Genomic DNA, 17,403 nt, shown 5'->3' with positions numbered 1-17,403 from the left:
GCCGTGACGCCACCCCTCGCGCTTCTCGTCGTCGGTGTGTCGGGATCGGGAAAGTCCACCGTCGGGCGCATGCTCGCGGACCGGCTCCGGTGGTCGTTCCTGGAGGGGGACGACCTCCATCCCCCGCCGAACCGGGCCAAGATGGCTGCCGGCGTGCCGCTCACCGACGAGGACCGCCGGCCATGGCTCCACACCATTGCCGGGCGGATCGACGAGGCGGTCGCCGCGCGTCGCCCCGTCGTGGTGACATGCTCCGCGCTCAAACGCGCCTACCGGGACTACCTGCTCACCGGCCGCCCCCGCACACGCTTGGTGTACCTGAAGGGTTCGCGGGAACTCCTGCGCTCCCGCCTGGCCGCCAGGCACGGCCACTTCTTCCCCGCCGAACTGCTGGACAGCCAGTTCGCCGACCTCGAGGAGCCCACCCCCGACGAAGATGTGTGGGTGGTGCCGGTGGACCGGCCGCCGGAGGCCGTCGTCGAAGCCGTCGTCCCGCTCCTGGGCCAGGCCGCGGCGTACGCCACCGGCGAGCAGTGGGAACTGCGCCACGGCCCCCACACGGCCGTCGTGGCACAGCTGGGAAGCGCCCTGCGGCACTACTCGGTGGGCGGGCGGCCCGTGCTGGCCGGCTTCGACGCCCACACACCGATCACCGGCGGCCGCGGCCAACTCCTCGTACCCTGGCCCAACAGAGTGGGCGGCGGCCGCTACACCTGGAACGGCCTGGACCTCCAACTCCCCCTGACGGAGCCGACGAGGAGCAACGCCATCCACGGCCTGCTCCGCTGGACCCCCTGGAACCTGCTGGAGCACGGTGAGGACGTGGTGCGAGCCGGCACCACGCTCTTCCCCCAGCCCGGCTACCCCTTCCTTCTCCGCATCACCGCCGAGTACCGGCTCGGCCCCGGAGGACTCGCCGTCACCGTCACCGCGACGAACCTGGGGGAGACCGTGGCGCCGTACGGAGCGGGTCAGCACCCCTATCTCACGGTCGGCACCGACCTGGTGGACGAGGCGGTGCTGACCGTGCCCGCACGACAGTGGCTGCGCACCGACGAGCGGGGCCTGCCGGTCGCCGGCGAGCCGGTCGAGGGCACGTCCTACGACTTCCGTACCGCCAGGCCCATCGGCGACCTGGCCCTGGACACGGCGTTCGCGGGGCTCGACCGCGACTCCTCCGGCCGGGTCGCCGTCCGGCTGGCGCATCCCTCCGGTCAGCACGGCGTCGAGCTGTGGCTCGGTGAAGGCGCCGAGTACGTGCAGGTGTTCACCGGGGACACGCTTCCGGAGGCCGAGCGCCGCCGCAGCGTCGCCGTCGAGGCCATGTCCTGCCCGCCGGACGCCTTCCGCAGCGGCACGGCGGTCGCCGCCCTCGACCCCGGCTCCCGGCACGTGCTCCGCTGGGGACTGACGCCGTGGGGGACCTCGACCTGAGGCCGATCGACACACGGGTCCAGCTGGGCCGGCACGCCGCCCGCCGGGGCTGGGCGTGAACCGGACGACCCGCGCCCCGGTCAACCGGCGCGACCCCGCACGCCGACCGGTGTCCTGCCGAACCGGTTCGCGGGTCTGGCCAGGCCGTAGTGCTCGCGCAGGGTGCGTCCGGTGTAGTCGGTACGGAAGAGGCGCCGGCGCTGCAGCTCCGGTACCACCTGGTCCACGAAGTGCACGAGCCCGCTGGGCAGCAGCGGCGGCATGATGTTGAAGCCGTCGGCGGCGCCCTGTGTGAACCACTCCTCCAACTGGTCGGCGATCTGCTCCGGTGTGCCCGCGAAGACACGATGGCCACGGCCGCCGCCGAGCCGGGCGATGAGCTGCCGGAGGGTGAGGCCGTCGCGGCGCGCGAGCTCGGCGACCAGGGTGAAGCGGCTCTTGTTGCCGTTGATGTCCCGCTCGTCGGGCAGCTCGGGCAGCGGGCCGTCCAGCGGCAGCCCGCCGAGGTCCACGCCGAGCATGCCGGACAGCTGCGCGATCCCGTACTCCGGTACCTGGAGCTCGGTCAGTTCCGCCTCCAGGGCGCGGGCCTCGGTCTCCGTGGAGCCGATCACCGGGCATATCCCGGGAAGGATCTTCAGCTCGTCCTCGGTCCGGCCGTACCTGGCCAGCCGGGACTTGAGGTCCTTGTAGAAGGCCTGGCCGCCGGCGAGGCTCTGCTGGGCGGTGAAGACGGCCTCGGCGTACTCCGCGGCGAACTCCTTGCCGTCCTCGGAGGAGCCGGCCTGCACCAGCAGCGGATGGCCCTGCGGCGCGCGCGGCACGTTCAGCGGCCCTCGTACGCCGAAGTACTCGCCGCGGTGGTCGATCCGCCGCACCTTCTCGGTGTCGGCGTAGATGCCGCCCGCCCGGTCGAGCACGACGGCGTCGTCCTCCCAGCTGTCCCACAGCTTCGTCGCCACCTCGACGAACTCGCGCGCCCGCCGGTAGCGCAGGCTGTGCTCCAGATGCTCCTCCTGCCCGAAGTTGCGGGCCTCGTCGACGGTGCCGGAGGTGACGATGTTCCAGCCTGACCGTCCGCCGCTGAGATGGTCCAGGGAGGCGAACTTGCGGGCGGTGTGGAAGGGCTCGTTGAAGGTGGTGGAGACGGTGGCGATCAGGCCAACGTGCTCGGTCACGGCGGCCAGCGCGGACAGCAGGGTGAGCGGTTCGAAGCCGCCGAGCGCGTTGTGCCGGACCTTGCCCCACAGGGCGAGGCCGTCGGCCAGGAAGATCGAGTCGAGTTTGCCGCGCTCGGCGGTGCGCGCGAGCTCCTGGAAGTAACGCAGATCGGTGACCCGTTCGGGCTGGGTACGGGGGTGCCGCCAGGCGGCGTCATGGTGACCGGTGTTCATCAGGAAGGCGTTGAGATGCAGGTGACGGGGGTGCGACGGCATGGGATTCCTCGGCAGGAGCGGAGACGGAAGGGGGTGGAGAAGTCAGGCCCCGAAGTCGGTCCGGAGCCGGCGGGCGGCACGGGATCAGCCAGAGGCGGGCACGCGCCAGGAGCTGAGCCGCCGTTCGAGGGCCACCAGTACCTGGTTGAAGATCACTCCGATCGCGGAGATCGTGATGATGCCCGCGTACATCTGCGGGATCGCGAAGTTGTACTGCGAGGCGTTGATCAGATGGCCGAGCCCCGCCTTGGCGCCGATCATCTCGGCGGCCACCAGCACCAGGATGGACACCGCCCCGGCCAGCCGGATGCCGGTGAAGATCGCGGGCACGGATGACGGCAGGATCACCTTCTGGAACAGCCGGGGCGCGGACAGATCCATCGACCTCGCCAGCTTCACCAGCGTCGGATCGGCGTTGCGGACCGCGCTGATCGTGTTGAGCAGGATCGGCCAGGTGCACGCGTACACCACGATGGAGATCTTGGAGGTCTCCCCGATTCCCAGCAGCAGGACGAAGACCGGCAGCAGAGCCAGCGCCGCGGTGTTGCGGAACACCTCCAGCAGCGGCCCCAGCAGATCCGCCACCGGCCGGTACCAGCCGATCAGCAGCCCCAGCGGTACGGCGACGGCTACCGCCAGGCCGAATCCGCTGAACGAGCGCACCAGGCTGGCCCGTACGTCGTCGGCGAGCTGCCCGTCGGCCAGCAGCTCCCACCAGGCGACGGCCACGTCGCTGAACGGCGGGAGGAAGGTCGCGTCGACGAGCCCGAGCCTGGGCGCGGTCTCCCACACGAGGAGCAGTGCCACGACCGCGGCCGACCTGGTGGCGGCGGACAGCATCAGCCGGAGCGGCCGGCGCAGGGGACGGGGGATCCGGTCGGCACGGCGCCCCGATCCGCCGGGTGACGCAGCGATGACGTCGGACGGCCGCTCCGCGGACTTCTCCGGCGCGGTCGTCGCGGTGGTGGCAGGGTTCGCGGTGGTGGCAGCGGTTGCGGTGGCACCTCGCGGCGCCGTACGCGTGTCGGCTGCGGGACTCACGGGACTCACGGGACTCACGGGACTCACGGGACTCACGGGACTCACGGGACTCATACGGCAACGCCTTCCTTCTCCAACTGCTGGGCCCTGGCCACCTCGTCGTGCAGCAGCTCCCAGATCGTGTGCCGGTAGTGCGCGAACTCCGGGCTCGACCGCAGATCGTCCGTCGCGCCGCGGGAGGCGAACGAGATGGGTACGACCTCCTTGACGCGCCCCGGCCGGGAGGTCAGGACCGCCACCCGCTGACCCAGATAAACGGCCTCCTCGATGCCATGGGTGATGAACACGATCGTCTTGCCGGTGCGCTGCCAGATCCGCAGCAGCTCGTCCTGCAGGGACTCCCTGGTCTGGGCGTCCAGGGCCGCGAACGGCTCGTCCATCAGCAGCACATCGGGGTCGTACGCGAGACTGCGGGCGATGGCGACCCGCTGACGCATGCCGCCCGACAGCTCGTGCGGATGCCGGTCCTCGAAGCCGGACAGGCCCACGAGCTCCAGATGGGCCCTCGCCCGCTCCGCGCGCTCACGGCGCGGCACGCCCGTCGCCTCCAGCCCGAACTCCACGTTGCCCTGTGCCGTGCGCCAGGGCAGCAGCGCGTACTGCTGGAAGACGATGCCCCGGTCGACGCCGGGTCCGGTGACCGGCACACCGTCCAGCAGGATCCGCCCGGACGTGACCGGAGTCAGGCCGCCCAGGAGATCCAGCAGCGTCGACTTGCCGCAGCCGCTGGGGCCGACGACGACCACGAACTCGCCTGCCCCGATCCGCAGGTCGATGCCGTCGAGCGCAGTGAACCCGGTGGTCTGCCGCGCGCCCGTACGGTCCTTGAGGGGAAACGTCTTGCGCACACGCTCGAACACGATCTTCGGTGTGGTGGACCCGCTCATGCCCTCAGCTCCCGCTTCCCTTGCCGTACGCGTTGAACTCGTTGGTGTAGAGGTCGGACGCCCTGATCCGGCCCCTGGCGATGTCGCCGCGCTCGCCGAGCCAGTCGATCCACAGCTGGAACTGCTCGTCCGTGATCCGCCCTGCCGTCTCGGCGACGCCGTAGGAGCGCCAGTACTTCAGCGTTGCCGTGTCCTCGTTGCGGCCCCGCTTGTTCACGATCTCCGTCATCCGGGCCACCACCTCCTCGCGCGGCGTGGTGCGGGCCCACTCGATCGCCCTGGCCACGGCGGTGACGAAGGTCCGGGCCGTGTCGGGGTTGCGCTCGATGAAGCGGTCGGTCATGACGTACGTCCCCGCGCTGAAGGCGCCGAGCAGCTGATGGTCGGTGAACAGCGGGCGGATGCCCCCCGTCGCCAGGGCCCTGTCGCGCAGGATGCCACCGAGGACGGCGACGTCGATCTGCCGCCTGCGCAGGGACTGTTCGGTGTTGACGGGCGGCACCACGAGCGGCTCGACCTTGTCGATGTCCGCCGGGGACAGTCCGTTGCGTTGCAGATAGATGGTGAGCATCGCCTCGGCATGGGCCCCGAGCGTGTTCATCCCGACCTTCCTGCCGATCAGATCACGGGCCGAACGGATCGGGCTGTCGTCCAGGACGTAGTAGCCGCTGTACGCGTGGCGGTCGGATCCGTAGTAGCTGACGACGGCCTTGATGGGGGCCTTGCTCGCGGCCAGTTTGACGACCGCGCCGTTGAACGCCCCGCCGAAGTCGGTCTGGCCGGTGGCGGCGGACTGGATGTCCTGCGGGCCGCTGATCGTGTTACCGATCCACCGGAGTGTCACGTCCCCGAGGAATCCGAGGTCCTCGGCCAGTTCCGGCAGTGTGACCTGGCCTGCCGCTCCCTGGTACCGCAGGGTCTTCGTCCGAGCCGAGCCGGCGGCGTCCCCGGCGGTCGCCCGGCCGCAGCTCACCGCGGCTGCCGAGATGCCGAGCAGGGTGAGGAACTGGCGTCGGGATGTCGCTGTCAACGTGGGCATGGGTGGTTCCCTTTTCGAGGCGGGGCGGGAGCGCGGCGGGTTCGTGCCGTGCTAGGAGGCGGCGCTGAGGGCGGAAGCGGCGCCGAGGGTTGAACCGGCGCCGGGTGCGGAAACGGCGCCGAGGCTGGAGTCGGCGGGCAGCGCGTCGACGAAGTCCTCGACCGCCCGCAACAGTTCCCCCTCCGCCTCGGGCTGGACACGGACGCCACCGCCGGGCCGGCGCTCGATCGCCGTGTCGAGCAGGAACCGGCCGGCGACGACGTGCCGTGCACCGAGGGCGGACAGCACCGGGCGCAGGGCGTAGTCGATGGTCAGGACGTGAGCCGGACTGCCGCCGGTCGCGAGGGGGAGCACCGTCTTGCCGGCGAGCCCGGCCTGCGGCAGCAGGTCCAGGAACGCCTTGAGCAGGCCTGTGTACGAGGCCTTGTAGACCGGTGTGGCGATGATGAGGCCGTCGGCGGCCTCCACGTCGTGCAGCGCCCGGCACAGCGCGGCGTGGCCGGTCCGGCCCGCCAGCAGCTCCGCCGGCGGAAGGTCCCGTACGGCCAGGTGTGCTGCGTCGAGCCCGGCGCGCGACAGCCGCCGGACGATGTGCTCCAGCACCAGGGCGGTGCGTGAGGTGGCGGACGGGCTTCCGGAAATGGCGAGCAGCCTGGACAACGCGGTCTCCTTCAACGGGCGTTCGGTGTGTGGGTGAAGCGGATCGCGGAGGGCCGGTGCCGCGGCACCGGCCCGCGTTCGGTCAGACGCCGTGCGACGCGCCCGACGGGACGCCGAAGGCCGGCTCCGGCACGCGCTCCGGCTCCAGCAGTTGCGAGGCGCGGCCGTCGGCCCCGACCGGGACGTCGCCGTCGATGGTCACGCGGCGCAGCTTGCGCTCGTGGTCGTCGGAGTCGTCCACGCCGTAGTGCTGGGTGGCACGGTTGTCCCAGATGGCGACGTCGCCTTCCCGCCACTGCCAGCGCACGGTGTTCTCAGGGCGTTCGATGTGCGACTGGAAGAGGGCCAGGAGGGCCCGCGAGTCGATGCCGGGAAGACCGCTGATGCGCTGCACGAAGTTGCCGAGCAGCAGGGTGCGTTCGCCGGTCTCCGGGTGGACCCGGACGACCGGGTGCTCGGTGCGGAACGTGGTGGACGTGAAGACCTCGCGGTACTGCGCGAGCGCCTCGGGCAGCGCGTCGGGACGCAGCGCCACGTAGTCGTAGTCGTTGGAGTGCACGGCGCGCAGGCTGTCGGCGAGCGTGCGCAGGGGGCGGGGAGGTTCTCGTACGCGGTCGCCGTGTTGGCCCACAGGGTGTCGCCTCCGTAGGGCGGGATCGTCACGGCCCGCAGGATGGAGAACGCCGGGTAGGCGGGCACGAACGTGACGTCGGTGTGCCACTGGTTGGCCCGCCCGCCGTGGTCGGAGTCGATGCCCAGGGAGTAACGCCCGTCGGCGGACGGCACGGTGGGGTGGGCGACCGGGGTGCCCAGCGGGCGTGCGAACCCCTCGTGGCTCTCCTCGTCGAGGTGATCCTGGCCGCGGAAGAAGACGACCTTGTGGGCGAGCAGCGCGGCCCGCACGGCCGCGACCGTCTCGGCAGCGAGGTCAGGACCGAGGCGGACCCCGGAAATCACGGCGCCGAGCCGGCCGCCGACCTTCTCCACGGCCGGTCCCCGGGTGGTGCGGACGTCGGTGGTCGTCGCTGAAGTCATGGTGTGCTCCTCACTCACCCCCCTCCGTGCCGGCCTGCCGGGCGCTGCCCGGGGCGACGGGAAGGGGGGTGCTGCAGGACGGGGGATGGGTTCGTTACAGGGGAGTCATGCGGTCCGGGAGCGTTCCGCAGTGCGCAGCAGGCGAAGCCGGACCGGCGGGGCGCGGTGCTCAGACGCGCGGCATGGCCGTACAGCGGCTCGTACACGCCTCCGACGCAGGGCGTCGGCACAGGTCGTGGAGCCGCGCAACGGGAATGCTCGTCGCGGACATGGCCCGGAGCGTGGCAGCGGCCCGCCGCGCCGGTCAAGGGCGGTCGGAGGCCGGTCCGGTGGGTCGCCACTGGTGGAATCGGGGCCGGTGCCGCCGGCCTCGCGGTGCTGCTCCCAGGGCTGTCGAACGGTCCCTGACCTGAGACTTCACCGGTCAGGACCACTGCGCGCCGCGACAAGCCCAGGACCGGCCGAAGCCTGCGATCCGGACACCGACGATTTCACGCCACCGCAACGCGTCGGCCACGACCGGCAACAGAGCGGAAGGAAGCCCGTGACGCTTGCTCGGTCCGGCCCGCGCATGAGCTCTTCAGTGCCCGCGCTCGGGTGTCGGGGGCCCTCCGCCGCGCCGTGCACCCGGAGGCGACGACGCCTCAGGCCTGTGCCACTGCCGCACCGTCGACACCGGGCGAGGGGGACGGCTGCCGCGGCAGCTCGCGCCGCGTGCGTACCGGGGAGAGGAAGACGGGCACGAAGGCGAGCGTCAGACAGCCGCCGCCCACCCACAGCGCGGTGCGCACTCCGGCGAACTCACCGATCAGGCCGGCCAGGGCCGAGCCGACCGCCAGCGCACCGGTGAGCATGAAGCGGAAGGTCGCGTTCATACGGCCGAGGAGCGGATCGGGCGTCAGGCCCTGGCGCAGGCTGACCCCGAGCACGTTGTCGATGCCCATCTTGAAGGTGGCGAGCATCCAGCCGGCCGCCGCGAGCCAGAGCCACGGGCCCCGGTCGACGAGCGGGACGACCAGTGCCACCGGAGCCATGCACAGACCGACCAGGCCGAGCGCGCGGCCGTGACCCAGTCGGCGGGCGACGCGGCGGGCGCAGCGCGCGCCGAGGAAGATACCGACCCCGCCGAAAGCCCAGTACAGGCCCAGCACGCCTGCGGACAGCCCCAGTTCACGGGTGAACAGCAGGGGAAGCAGGGTGTTGACGAGCTGCGCGCCGAGGTTGTTCAGGGACGCGGTGAGCGCGAGCGCCCGCAGCTCCCTGTTGCCGAGGACATGACGTAGCCCTTCGGCGATCTGCGCCCTCAGCCCGGCCGGCGGCCGCGCGGGCCCGGACCCCGCCGATGCCGGCCGAGCCCGGCCGACCCCGCCGAGCCGAAGCGCCGAGGCGAGATGGAGCACGCCCACGCCCACCACGGCCACCGGTGCCGTCAGCAGCTGCACGAGTCCGCCGCCCGCGCCCCTGCCGGCCACGTTGCCGGCCGCCTGGAGGCTCACCACCGCGGTGTTCGCCCGCACCAGCCCTCGGCGGCCGACCAGCTCCGGCAGCACGCTCTGTGAGCCCACGTCGAAGAAGACCGTGGCGCAGCCGTTCAGCAGGACGACCGCGTACAACTGACCGAGTGTCAGTGCGTCCAGCGACGAGGCCACCGGCACGGAAGCGAAGACCCCGGCCCTTGCCAGCTCCGCGGCGATCAGCACCCGGCGATGGCGCATCCGGTCCACCCAGGCCCCGGCCGGCAGGCCGATGACGAGGAAGGCCACCGTGCTGAGGGTGGCCAGCAGCCCCACCTGGGCCGGGCTCGCGTCGAGAGCGGAGACGGCGATCAACGGGACGGCGACGTAACCGATGTTGGTGCCCAGCTGGCTGAGCGCGGTGGCCGTGAACAGGGTGCGGAAGCCGGGTGTCCGCCAGGGGCTCTGCGTGGGCATGATCGGTACGGTGCCGCGGGCGCACCCCGCGTACCAATGATTTAGCCTCGGCCGAATGCTGGTGGAAATCGAGTTCTCCGCCGAGGACGTGGCCCGCACGCGCTTCGCCGTCTCCCCGCTGTGGGAGGTGGTGGCGAGCGTGCGGGTGCTCAAGGGCGCCGACCTGCAGGGAATGCACCGGCGCTGGGCCGAGCAGGTGCGCCCGCGGCTCGCGGCGGCGAAGCTGGACCTTGCGCCGCTGTTCGGACTGATCGCCGTGCCGACCGTGGGCATCCCCGGATTCCTGGTGCCGCCTCCGACCACCCCGCAGCCCTCGCTCGACGTGGAACTCGCCGCGCTGCGGGCCACACCCCACGCTCTGCTCCGTACGACCTCTCCCGGCGCCGAGGCCGCTGTCGCTGCGCTGCGCGAGGACCCGGAGCGCGGACTCGGCCGGCTCGCGGACGTGATCAGCTCGTACTGGGAGGTGGCGCTCGCGCCGTACTGGCCGCGCATCCTCACCCTCTTCGAGGGCGACATCCTGCACCGCGCCGGACACTTCGCCGAGGGCGGCGCCCGGCGCCTCTTCGACGACCTCGACCCGCAGCTGGCCTGGGAGTCGGGCACCCTGCAGATGAACCACGGCTGCACCGGCGGCGTGCGCCGGCTGGACGGCCGGGGGCTGCTGCTCGTGCCCTCGGCCTTCACCTGGCCGCGGATCTTCTCGACGCTGGGCAGCCCGGACTGGCAGCCCACTCTGCGCTACCCGCCACGCGGCGTCGGCACGCTGTGGGAGCAGCGTGCGCAGCCGTGCTCCGACGCCCTGTCCGGCGTGCTCGGCCGCACCCGCGCCCTGCTGCTCGCCGAGCTGGCCGCCCCCGCCTCCACCACAGACCTGGCCCGCCGCATCGACCACTCCCCGGGAGGCGTGTCCCAGCACCTCACGGCACTGCGTGCGGCGGGTCTCGTGCGCGCCCACCGCACGGGGCGGGTGGTGCTCTATGCGCGCACGAGTGTGGGAGAGGCGCTGATACGGGGGAGTAGCGACTGATCCCGCCGGATCGGCTCCCGCAGGATCGATGCGTCGACCGACCGGCCGCCGTATGACGACTTCTGTCCCGTCGGCTCCCGTCCGGTCGCCGGGGCGGGACCGGGACCTACGGGGATTCCAGGGGCTGTTCGGCCCAGATGGTCTTGCCGTCGCGCGTGTACCGGGTGCCCCAGCGCTCGGTGAGCTGTGCCACCAGGAAGAGCCCGCGGCCGCCCTCGTCCGTGGTCCGGGCCCGGCGCAGGTGCGGGGAGGTGCTGCTGCCATCGGACACCTCGCAGATCAGCCGGCGGTCGCGGACGAGCCGCAGACCGATCGGGCCGCCGCCGTACCGGATGGCGTTGGTGACGAGCTCACTGACGATCAGTTCGGTGGTGAAGACCAGTTCCTCCAGCCCCCACTCGGCCAGTTGGGCGGCCGCCAGCGTCCGGGCCTCGGCAGCGGCGGTGGCCTCCACGGGCAGCTCCCACACGGCCACCTTCTCCCGCGCCAGCACGCGCGTTCGGGCGAGGAGCAGGGCCACGTCGTCGGCGACGTCGTCGGTCGGCCGGTCGTGCAGCAACCTGCCCTCCACCGTCCTGCAGGTGTCCTCCAGCGAGTCCGCGGGCATGGCCAGTGCGCCGCACAGATCCGCCAGGCTCTCGTCGACGTCCCGCTTGCGGGCCTGGATGAGTCCGTCGGTGTAGAGGGCCAGGAGGCTGCCTTCCGCCAGCTCCAGCTCCGCGGTCTCGAACGGCAGCCCGCCCAGCCCCAGCGGCGGACCCGCGGGCACGTCGAGGAGGTGCACCTCTCCGTCCGGGGTCACCACGACCGGCGGCGGATGCCCGGCGCGGGCCAGGGAGCAGTTCCGCGAGACCGGGTCGTACACCGCGTACAGACAGGTCGCGCCCACGATCTGGGGACGGCGTGGGCCGGAGCCGTCGGGCTCCTCGGCCCCGTCGGCGGGCTCCTGCTCGGCGGCCAGGCGGTCCACGAGATCGTCGAGGTGCGAGAGGACCTCGTCCGGCGCGAGGTCGAGATTGGCCAGGGTGTGCACGGCGGTGCGCAGCCGGCCCATGGTGGCGGCGGCGTGGATGCCGCGGCCGACCACATCGCCGACCACGAGCGCGACGCGCAGCCCGGAGAGCGGGATGACGTCGAACCAGTCACCGCCGACGCCCGTCGTGGCATCGGCCGGCACGTAGCGGTGGGCGACCTCGACCGCGGGGTGCCCCGGCACCTCGTGCGGGAGCAGGCTGTGCTGCAGAGTGAGGGCCGCCAACTGCTGCTGGGTGTAGCGGCGTGCGTTGTCGATGCAGACCGCGGCACGGGACGCGAACTCCTCGGCGAGCCTGAGGTCGTCCTCCTCGAACGGCTCGGTCCGGTGCCACCGCCACAGACTCAGGACGCCGAGCACGAGTCCACGCGCGATCAGCGGCACCACCATCAGCGAAGGAGTACCGAGGAGGCACCGGACGCGCACGGCCCGCTCCGGGTCGCCGGACAGCCACCTCACGATGCCTTCGATCTCTGTGTCGAGGACCGGACGCCGTGCGGCCAGGCTGCGCGCCTGCGTGCTCTCCGGCGGGATGTCGATCGTGCGGCCCACCGGGTACATCATGCCCCCGCCGTCCGGCAGGATGCTGAGGACCGCCGCCCGCTGCACCGTGGTGAACGGGCCCTGCACCGGCTCCTCACCGCGGATCACCGGCTCCTGCAGATCCACGGAGACACAGTCGGCCAGGTCCGGGACCGCCACCTCGGTCAGCTCCCTCGCGGTTCTCCCCACGTCCAGCGTGGTCCCGATGTGGGCGCTGGCCTTGTTGAGCAGGGCGAGCCGGCGCCTCGCCCGATGGCGTTCGGTCACGTCCACGATCGTCTCGGTCACGCCGAGGATCCGTCCTGAGGCGTCCTCCATCCGGAACGCCGACACCGAGACGAACAGGTCCTGGACGGGATCATGTCGCGTACGGCAGTGCTGTTCGGCGAAGACCGAGGACCGGCCCGTCTCCAGTACCTTCCGCAGTTCCCGCTCCACCGTTTCGGTGTCCTCCGGGATCAGGAAGTCGCCGATGCGCAGTCCGCGGTGCTTCTCGACCGGGAGCCCGCTGAAGCGGGCGAGCGCCCGGTTGACCCGCAGGATGGTCAGGTCCGGCGCGTGGACGGCCACGCCGATCGGGCAGCGGCTGAACACTCCGTCGAGTACGGAGCGGTCCGTCTCCCACTGGATCACCTCTTCGGCGGGCGCGGCGACGAGATACCACTCCTGGTACGAGTCGTGCGAGCCCCGGGAGCCGCCCTTCGTGAGCACCCGGGCCCGGCAGCCCACCGCGATCCGGTGGCCGTCGCGGTGCCGCACGGGGACGACTCCGAACCACCCGCGGCCGTGCCTGCAGGCGGCAACCGCATCCATGACGATGCCGCGGTCGCGGGGATGGACCAGGAAACCGCACGCCGGACGCCCGAGCGCCTGCTCGGGCGGGTAGCCGAACAGCGCCTCGGCCCGCTCGCTCCAGCCGACGATGTTCCCGCGGTCGTCCAGCACCGCCGAGGCCGCCCGCTCCACCGCGAACGGGTCGTCCGGGCTCTCGTGGAACGCCGTCAGGGGTGCGCCCATGGTTACCACCGTTGCCCTTGCGCGTTCCGGGCGGGACCGTGCGGATTCCGCCGCCCGGGATGGGTCGCGACCGAGCCCGGAAGGGGCAGGGCTCTGGCGAGCAGCACGGCCACGTCGTCCCGCGCCGTGGCGGGCAGCAGCCTGTCGAGGACGCGGTCGCAGATCTCCTCCAGCGGGCGGTCGAGGTGCCGCAGTGCCTGGGCGAGTTCCTGCATGCCCTGGTCGAGGTCACGGTGACGTGTCTCGATGAGGCCGTCGGTGTACAGCACCAGGAGACTGCCGGGGGGCAGCGGCACCTGCTCGGTCAGGAAGTCCTGACCGCCCGCTCCCAGCGGTGTCCCCGAGGGGCCGTCCAGGAAGGCGATCGTCCCCCGGGCGTCGGCGACGGCCGGGGGCGGATGGCCGGCCCTGGCGAGCAGACAGCGGCCCGCGGCCGGGTCGTGGACCGCGTACACGCACGTCGCCATTTCGTCCTCGCCCAGGTCGGCCACGGCGGCGTCGAGGGAGTGCAGCATCCGGTCCGGGGGGACGTCGTGACGTGCCAGCGTGCGGACCGCTGTGCGCAGCTGACCCATGACGGCTGCCGCATGGATCCCGTGCCCCATCACATCACCGATGACCAGCCCGGTGCGGCCACCGGGCAGAGCGATGGCATCGAACCAGTCGCCGCCGACCTCGTGGTCGCTGGCGGGGAGGTAGCGTCCGGTGAGTTCCAGGCCGCTCACGTCGGGCAGCAGATTGTCCGACAGGCTGCGTTGCAGGGTCAGGGCCGCGGCTCGCTGGCCGGTGTACATGCGCGCGTTGTCGATGTTCAGCGCCGCGCGGGCGACGAGCTCGTCGATGAGCACGAAGTCCTGCTCGTCGAACGGCTCGCGGCCGCGGGTACGCGCCAGCATCACGGCGCCGAGCACCCTGCCGCGGGCGACGAGCGGCACCAGTCGCCCGCAGCTCATGCGGGCACCCAGGTAATCGCGCAGCGGCTCGGCGTTCGGCCCGGGCATCAGTGCCGGAAGGTCGGTCAGGGAGAGGTTCATCGGCAGCCCTTCGGCGATGACCCGCTCGTACACGGAGCCGAGCGGGACCTGGAAGGTCTGGCCGGCCACGAGCTGTGCGGTGGGTGCGGACGGATCGGGGAAGGTGGCCGCCAGACGGCGCACCACGCCCTGTGCCGAAGCGGTGGCCTCGTCGGGATCGAGCACCTCCGCCAGCACCTGCACATCGGCCGAGTCGGCCACCCGGGGCACCAGCACCTGCACCACCTCCTCGGCCGTCTGCCGCAGGTCCAGGGTGGTTCCGATACGGGTGCCCGCCTCGGCCAGCAGGGCGAAGCGCCGCCGCGCCTCTTCGGCGGCGGTCTGCGCCTGCTCTCGGTCGGTGATGTCGATCAGGGAGGTGATCAGCCCCAGCCGCCGCCCGGTGCGGTCGACGAGCGGAGCGCACGAGCAGGACCAGGTCCGGTCGGAATCGGGCTCCGGGGCGACACCCGATCGGGATCCGGGACCGGAACGGGGACGACTCGCGCGGCGTACGTCGACGACTGCCTCACCGCCCTCCATGACCTGGTGCATCACCGCCTCCAGCGCCACGGCGTTGACGCCGGGCGCGACCTCCGTGGGGCGCTTGCCGATGTGCCCGGCGGCCGGCACCCGGTTCATCCGTGCCAGCGCGTCGTTGACCCGGATGAACCGCAGATCGGGGTCCACCATGGCCAGACCGATGGGGGACTGGGTGAACAGGCCCTCCAGGGCGGCCAGCGAATCCCGCATGCGCATCACCGCGGAGGTCTCCACGGCGATGATGAGCATCCCCTTGTCGCCCTGCGCACCGGGAGCCGGGCAGATCCACATCTCCATGTGCACCGGGTGCCCGTCGCGGTGCCGCGCCGGGAGGGTTCCGACGACCGCCTCGCCGGCCAGGACCTGCTCCTTCAGCTCGTCGGCCAGGTGCCAGTTGGCCTCGGGCACCAGTACCGCGAGCGCGTCCCTGCCCAGCACCTGGTCCGGTGACCAGCCGAGCAGGTCCTGGGCGGCGAGCGACCACTCCGCGATGCGCCCCTGCGCGTCGACTCGCCACAGCGCGATGGGAAGCAGCTCGCTGAGCACTCCCGCGTACCCGACCACCGACAAGGGCTGGTCCGGCACATCGCTCGTCGGCTTGTGTGTGTCCAACGCAACGACCTAACCCCGGGGCGCTGTGCCCGACGGCCGCTCCCGGGCGACGCGTTTGACCGGGTGCATTTCTTATCAAAACACCCTATCCGAGCCGCTGCGGTCGGCGAGCGGAGCGTACGGGCCGGGCCCCTGCGGCTCTGCCACCGGGGCCCGGCGCGCCGGCCGCAGCGTCCCGGACCATGGTCCGACGGTTGGGCTGCGGCCCTCCGGCCTGATCGTTTCGGTGCAGTGATGAGCTGAGCGGACGGCGGCGACCCCGGCGTCCCCCTGCCGGTACGCCATGTGCGCGCCGGCGATGGCGGCGAGCACCGCACCCATGGCGTCGGCGCCCGCTGAGTCCGTCAGTCCGCTGTCAACGTGGTGAGCGACAGCCCGTCGTCGGGGCGGCGCAGGCGTATCCGCGTCTTCGTCTCCTCCACGCGGATGTGAACGAGGTGGAACCGGCGGCATGCGGGCGAACGGCGTCCATGATCGTCGCCCGGTTCCCCGAGGGCAGAGGCGACAGCGCGCACGCTGATGCCGCAAGGGTGGCGCCGGGCGGACACGGTGGGAAGCCGTCAAGCCGACGACGGCATCCATGTGTCCGTTCGGCTACGTTGTGTCACTGGAGTGGGCGGTCCGGCTCGCTGGAGTGGACGCTCCGGCACAGTGGCATTGCCGCGGAAGGGCGCATGTATGACCTCGCAGCCGAGCACCGCCGCAACGGCGGCTCGGGCCGGTGACACCGCAGCCGCACGGCTCAAGGAACGGATCTACGCGACCATCACCCTGACCGCCGTCGTGGTCGCGCTCGCCGAGACGGACGAACCCGACCACCTCGAGGCGGCACTCACCGTGGCCGTGACGGCGCTCGGGGTCTGGCTGGCCACGCTCGTCGCCGACGAGCAGTCGCACCGGGCGGTGAGCGGGCGCGGCGCCACCCGGCGGGAGATCCGGACGGCGCTGCACGTCTCCAGCCCCTTGCTGCTCACCGCTGTCGGACCGCTGGTGCTGATCACCCTGTCGGCGCTCGGGGCCATGGGCCTGGTCACCGCCCTGCTGATCGGTGCCGGCGTGGAGGTGGCCACCCTGTTCATGTGGGGCTGGCGGACCGGTCTGAGGATGGGCAACGGGCCGGTGAGTGCGCTGATCTCCGGTCTGCTGGACACCGCGATCGGCGTGGGGGTCGTCGCCGTGAAGCTCCTCGCGGGCCACTGAGCAGGGCCCGTACGCGGGAGGCGGATCGGGCCCCGGAGGATCCGGAGGGCTACTCGTCGGCGTCGAGCGGCCCCACCACGTGCCGCAGATAGGCCCGCGGGTCGGCGAGGTACCGCCGCCAGTGGTCGACGAGGCCGAGGTCGCGCCACTCGACCCGGCGCATGCCGTGCTCGCCCACCTCGATGACGTCGGCACCGGGCAGGGCGGTCAGCAGCGGTGAGTGGGTCGCGCAGACGATCTGGCTGCCGTTCTTCGCCAACTGGTCCATGTGGCCGATCAGCTCGAGACAGGACGAGAAGGAGAGCGCCGCTTCGGGCTCGTCCATCACATAGAGCCCGGTCCGCAGGAACTTCCCGCGGAACGCCGCCAGGAACCCTTCACCGTGGCTGACCGTGTCCGGCGCGAGGCCCTCACGGTCCAGGGCGTCCATGGCGGTCTCCGCCCGCAGGAAGAAGCCCTTGCGCGCCGACCAGCTGCCGGCCATGCGGCGCCCGCGTGGTGCGGCGTCGAAGCGGATGCGCTCGCCCAGCACCGACTTGCTGCGGTGCGAGGCGTACTTCCAGTCGTGCGAGCCACCGTAGGAGTCCAGCCCGAACCCTTCCGCCAGCGCCTCGACCAGCGTCGACTTCCCGGAGCCGTTCTCGCCGACCAGGAAGGTGACGGGCGCCGTGAACCGCAGCCCCTCGCCCAGGAGTTGCCTGACGCACGGCACCGACCAGGGCCATGCGTCCGCGTCGTACGAGGAGAGGTGGGCGTACGCACGTTCGATAATCACCCGCCCGATTGTATCCGTGGGAGAGCCGCCCGCATCTGCCCGCGGGCAACTCGGGTGATCCAGGGGCCGGTCCGGGGCGGCGGTCCGGGGGGGCGAACCAGCGCGCTCGGGCCCGCTGACCAGCAGCTTTCCCGCCCCGGCATGCGCCCCCCGGTGCGCCGGGGCACGCTGGTC

The 17,403-nt window shown here is 72.1% G+C and carries 12 protein-coding genes and 1 pseudogene; 3 read left to right on the top strand and 10 right to left on the bottom strand.

Annotation, left to right across the window (positions count from 1 at the left end; translation table 11 throughout):
* The first annotated feature begins 3 nt into the window (after positions 1–3).
* Positions 4–1,434: a gluconokinase, GntK/IdnK-type gene (locus tag ABT078_RS07505; RefSeq protein ID WP_351224830.1), complete on the top strand. Its 1,431-nt coding sequence runs from the start codon at positions 4–6 to the stop codon at positions 1,432–1,434.
* Between the two features lie 80 nt (positions 1,435–1,514).
* Here ABT078_RS07505 and ABT078_RS07500 read toward each other — a convergent pair whose 3' ends face one another.
* From ABT078_RS07500 to ABT078_RS07470, 7 genes and pseudogenes are all read right to left on the bottom strand, one after another.
* On the bottom strand, positions 1,515–2,870 hold the full coding sequence (locus ABT078_RS07500) for an LLM class flavin-dependent oxidoreductase (protein ID WP_351224828.1): 1,356 nt from the start codon (positions 2,868–2,870) through the stop codon (positions 1,515–1,517).
* 84 nt (positions 2,871–2,954) lie between these two features.
* The gene (locus ABT078_RS07495) at positions 2,955–3,710 is read right to left on the bottom strand and encodes an ABC transporter permease (RefSeq protein WP_351225071.1); all 756 of its coding nucleotides are present in this window, start codon (positions 3,708–3,710) and stop codon (positions 2,955–2,957) included.
* 251 nt (positions 3,711–3,961) lie between these two features.
* Positions 3,962–4,798 (bottom strand): ABC transporter ATP-binding protein, encoded by an 837-nt coding sequence (locus tag ABT078_RS07490; protein ID WP_351224826.1) that lies wholly within the window; start codon positions 4,796–4,798, stop codon positions 3,962–3,964.
* A gap of 4 nt (positions 4,799–4,802) precedes the next feature.
* On the bottom strand, positions 4,803–5,837 hold the full coding sequence (locus ABT078_RS07485; protein WP_351224824.1) for an ABC transporter substrate-binding protein: 1,035 nt from the start codon (positions 5,835–5,837) through the stop codon (positions 4,803–4,805).
* A gap of 51 nt (positions 5,838–5,888) precedes the next feature.
* A complete protein-coding gene (gene ssuE, locus ABT078_RS07480; protein WP_351224822.1) occupies positions 5,889–6,497 on the bottom strand; it encodes an NADPH-dependent FMN reductase in 609 nt (202 codons plus the stop codon).
* A gap of 82 nt (positions 6,498–6,579) precedes the next feature.
* Positions 6,580–7,532, bottom strand: a pseudogene (locus tag ABT078_RS07475) (TauD/TfdA dioxygenase family protein).
* 644 nt (positions 7,533–8,176) lie between these two features.
* The gene (locus ABT078_RS07470) at positions 8,177–9,463 is read right to left on the bottom strand and encodes an MFS transporter (RefSeq protein WP_351224820.1); all 1,287 of its coding nucleotides are present in this window, start codon (positions 9,461–9,463) and stop codon (positions 8,177–8,179) included.
* Between the two features lie 55 nt (positions 9,464–9,518).
* Between ABT078_RS07470 and ABT078_RS07465 the strand changes: the two genes are divergently transcribed.
* Complete coding sequence (locus tag ABT078_RS07465; RefSeq protein ID WP_351224818.1) at positions 9,519–10,493, top strand: ArsR/SmtB family transcription factor; 975 nt, start codon at positions 9,519–9,521, stop codon at positions 10,491–10,493.
* Between the two features lie 106 nt (positions 10,494–10,599).
* Here the strand turns inward: ABT078_RS07465 and ABT078_RS07460 are convergent, their stop codons facing one another.
* Positions 10,600–13,086 (bottom strand): SpoIIE family protein phosphatase, encoded by a 2,487-nt coding sequence (locus ABT078_RS07460; protein ID WP_351224816.1) that lies wholly within the window; start codon positions 13,084–13,086, stop codon positions 10,600–10,602.
* Positions 13,087–13,088: 2 nt separating this feature from the next.
* Positions 13,089–15,254 carry a SpoIIE family protein phosphatase gene (locus ABT078_RS07455; protein WP_351224814.1) on the bottom strand — a complete coding sequence of 722 codons (2,166 nt, stop codon included), beginning with the start codon at positions 15,252–15,254 and terminating at the stop codon, positions 13,089–13,091.
* Positions 15,255–15,932: 678 nt separating this feature from the next.
* Here ABT078_RS07455 and ABT078_RS07450 point away from each other — a divergent pair.
* A complete protein-coding gene (locus ABT078_RS07450; RefSeq protein ID WP_351224812.1) occupies positions 15,933–16,454 on the top strand; it encodes a hypothetical protein in 522 nt (173 codons plus the stop codon).
* A 49-nt stretch (positions 16,455–16,503) separates the two neighbouring features.
* On the opposite strand, the gene ABT078_RS07445 is transcribed toward ABT078_RS07450, so the two are convergent.
* The gene (locus ABT078_RS07445) at positions 16,504–17,229 is read right to left on the bottom strand and encodes an AAA family ATPase (protein WP_351224810.1); all 726 of its coding nucleotides are present in this window, start codon (positions 17,227–17,229) and stop codon (positions 16,504–16,506) included.
* Positions 17,230–17,403 lie beyond the last annotated feature (174 nt).

The sequence above is a fragment of the Streptomyces sp. NPDC002133 genome, from assembly GCF_040296405.1.
Taxonomy (GTDB): Bacteria; Actinomycetota; Actinomycetes; order Streptomycetales; family Streptomycetaceae; genus Streptomyces.
Note: the sequence above shows the minus strand (reverse complement) of the source record. Positions and strands in the feature narration are given on the sequence as shown.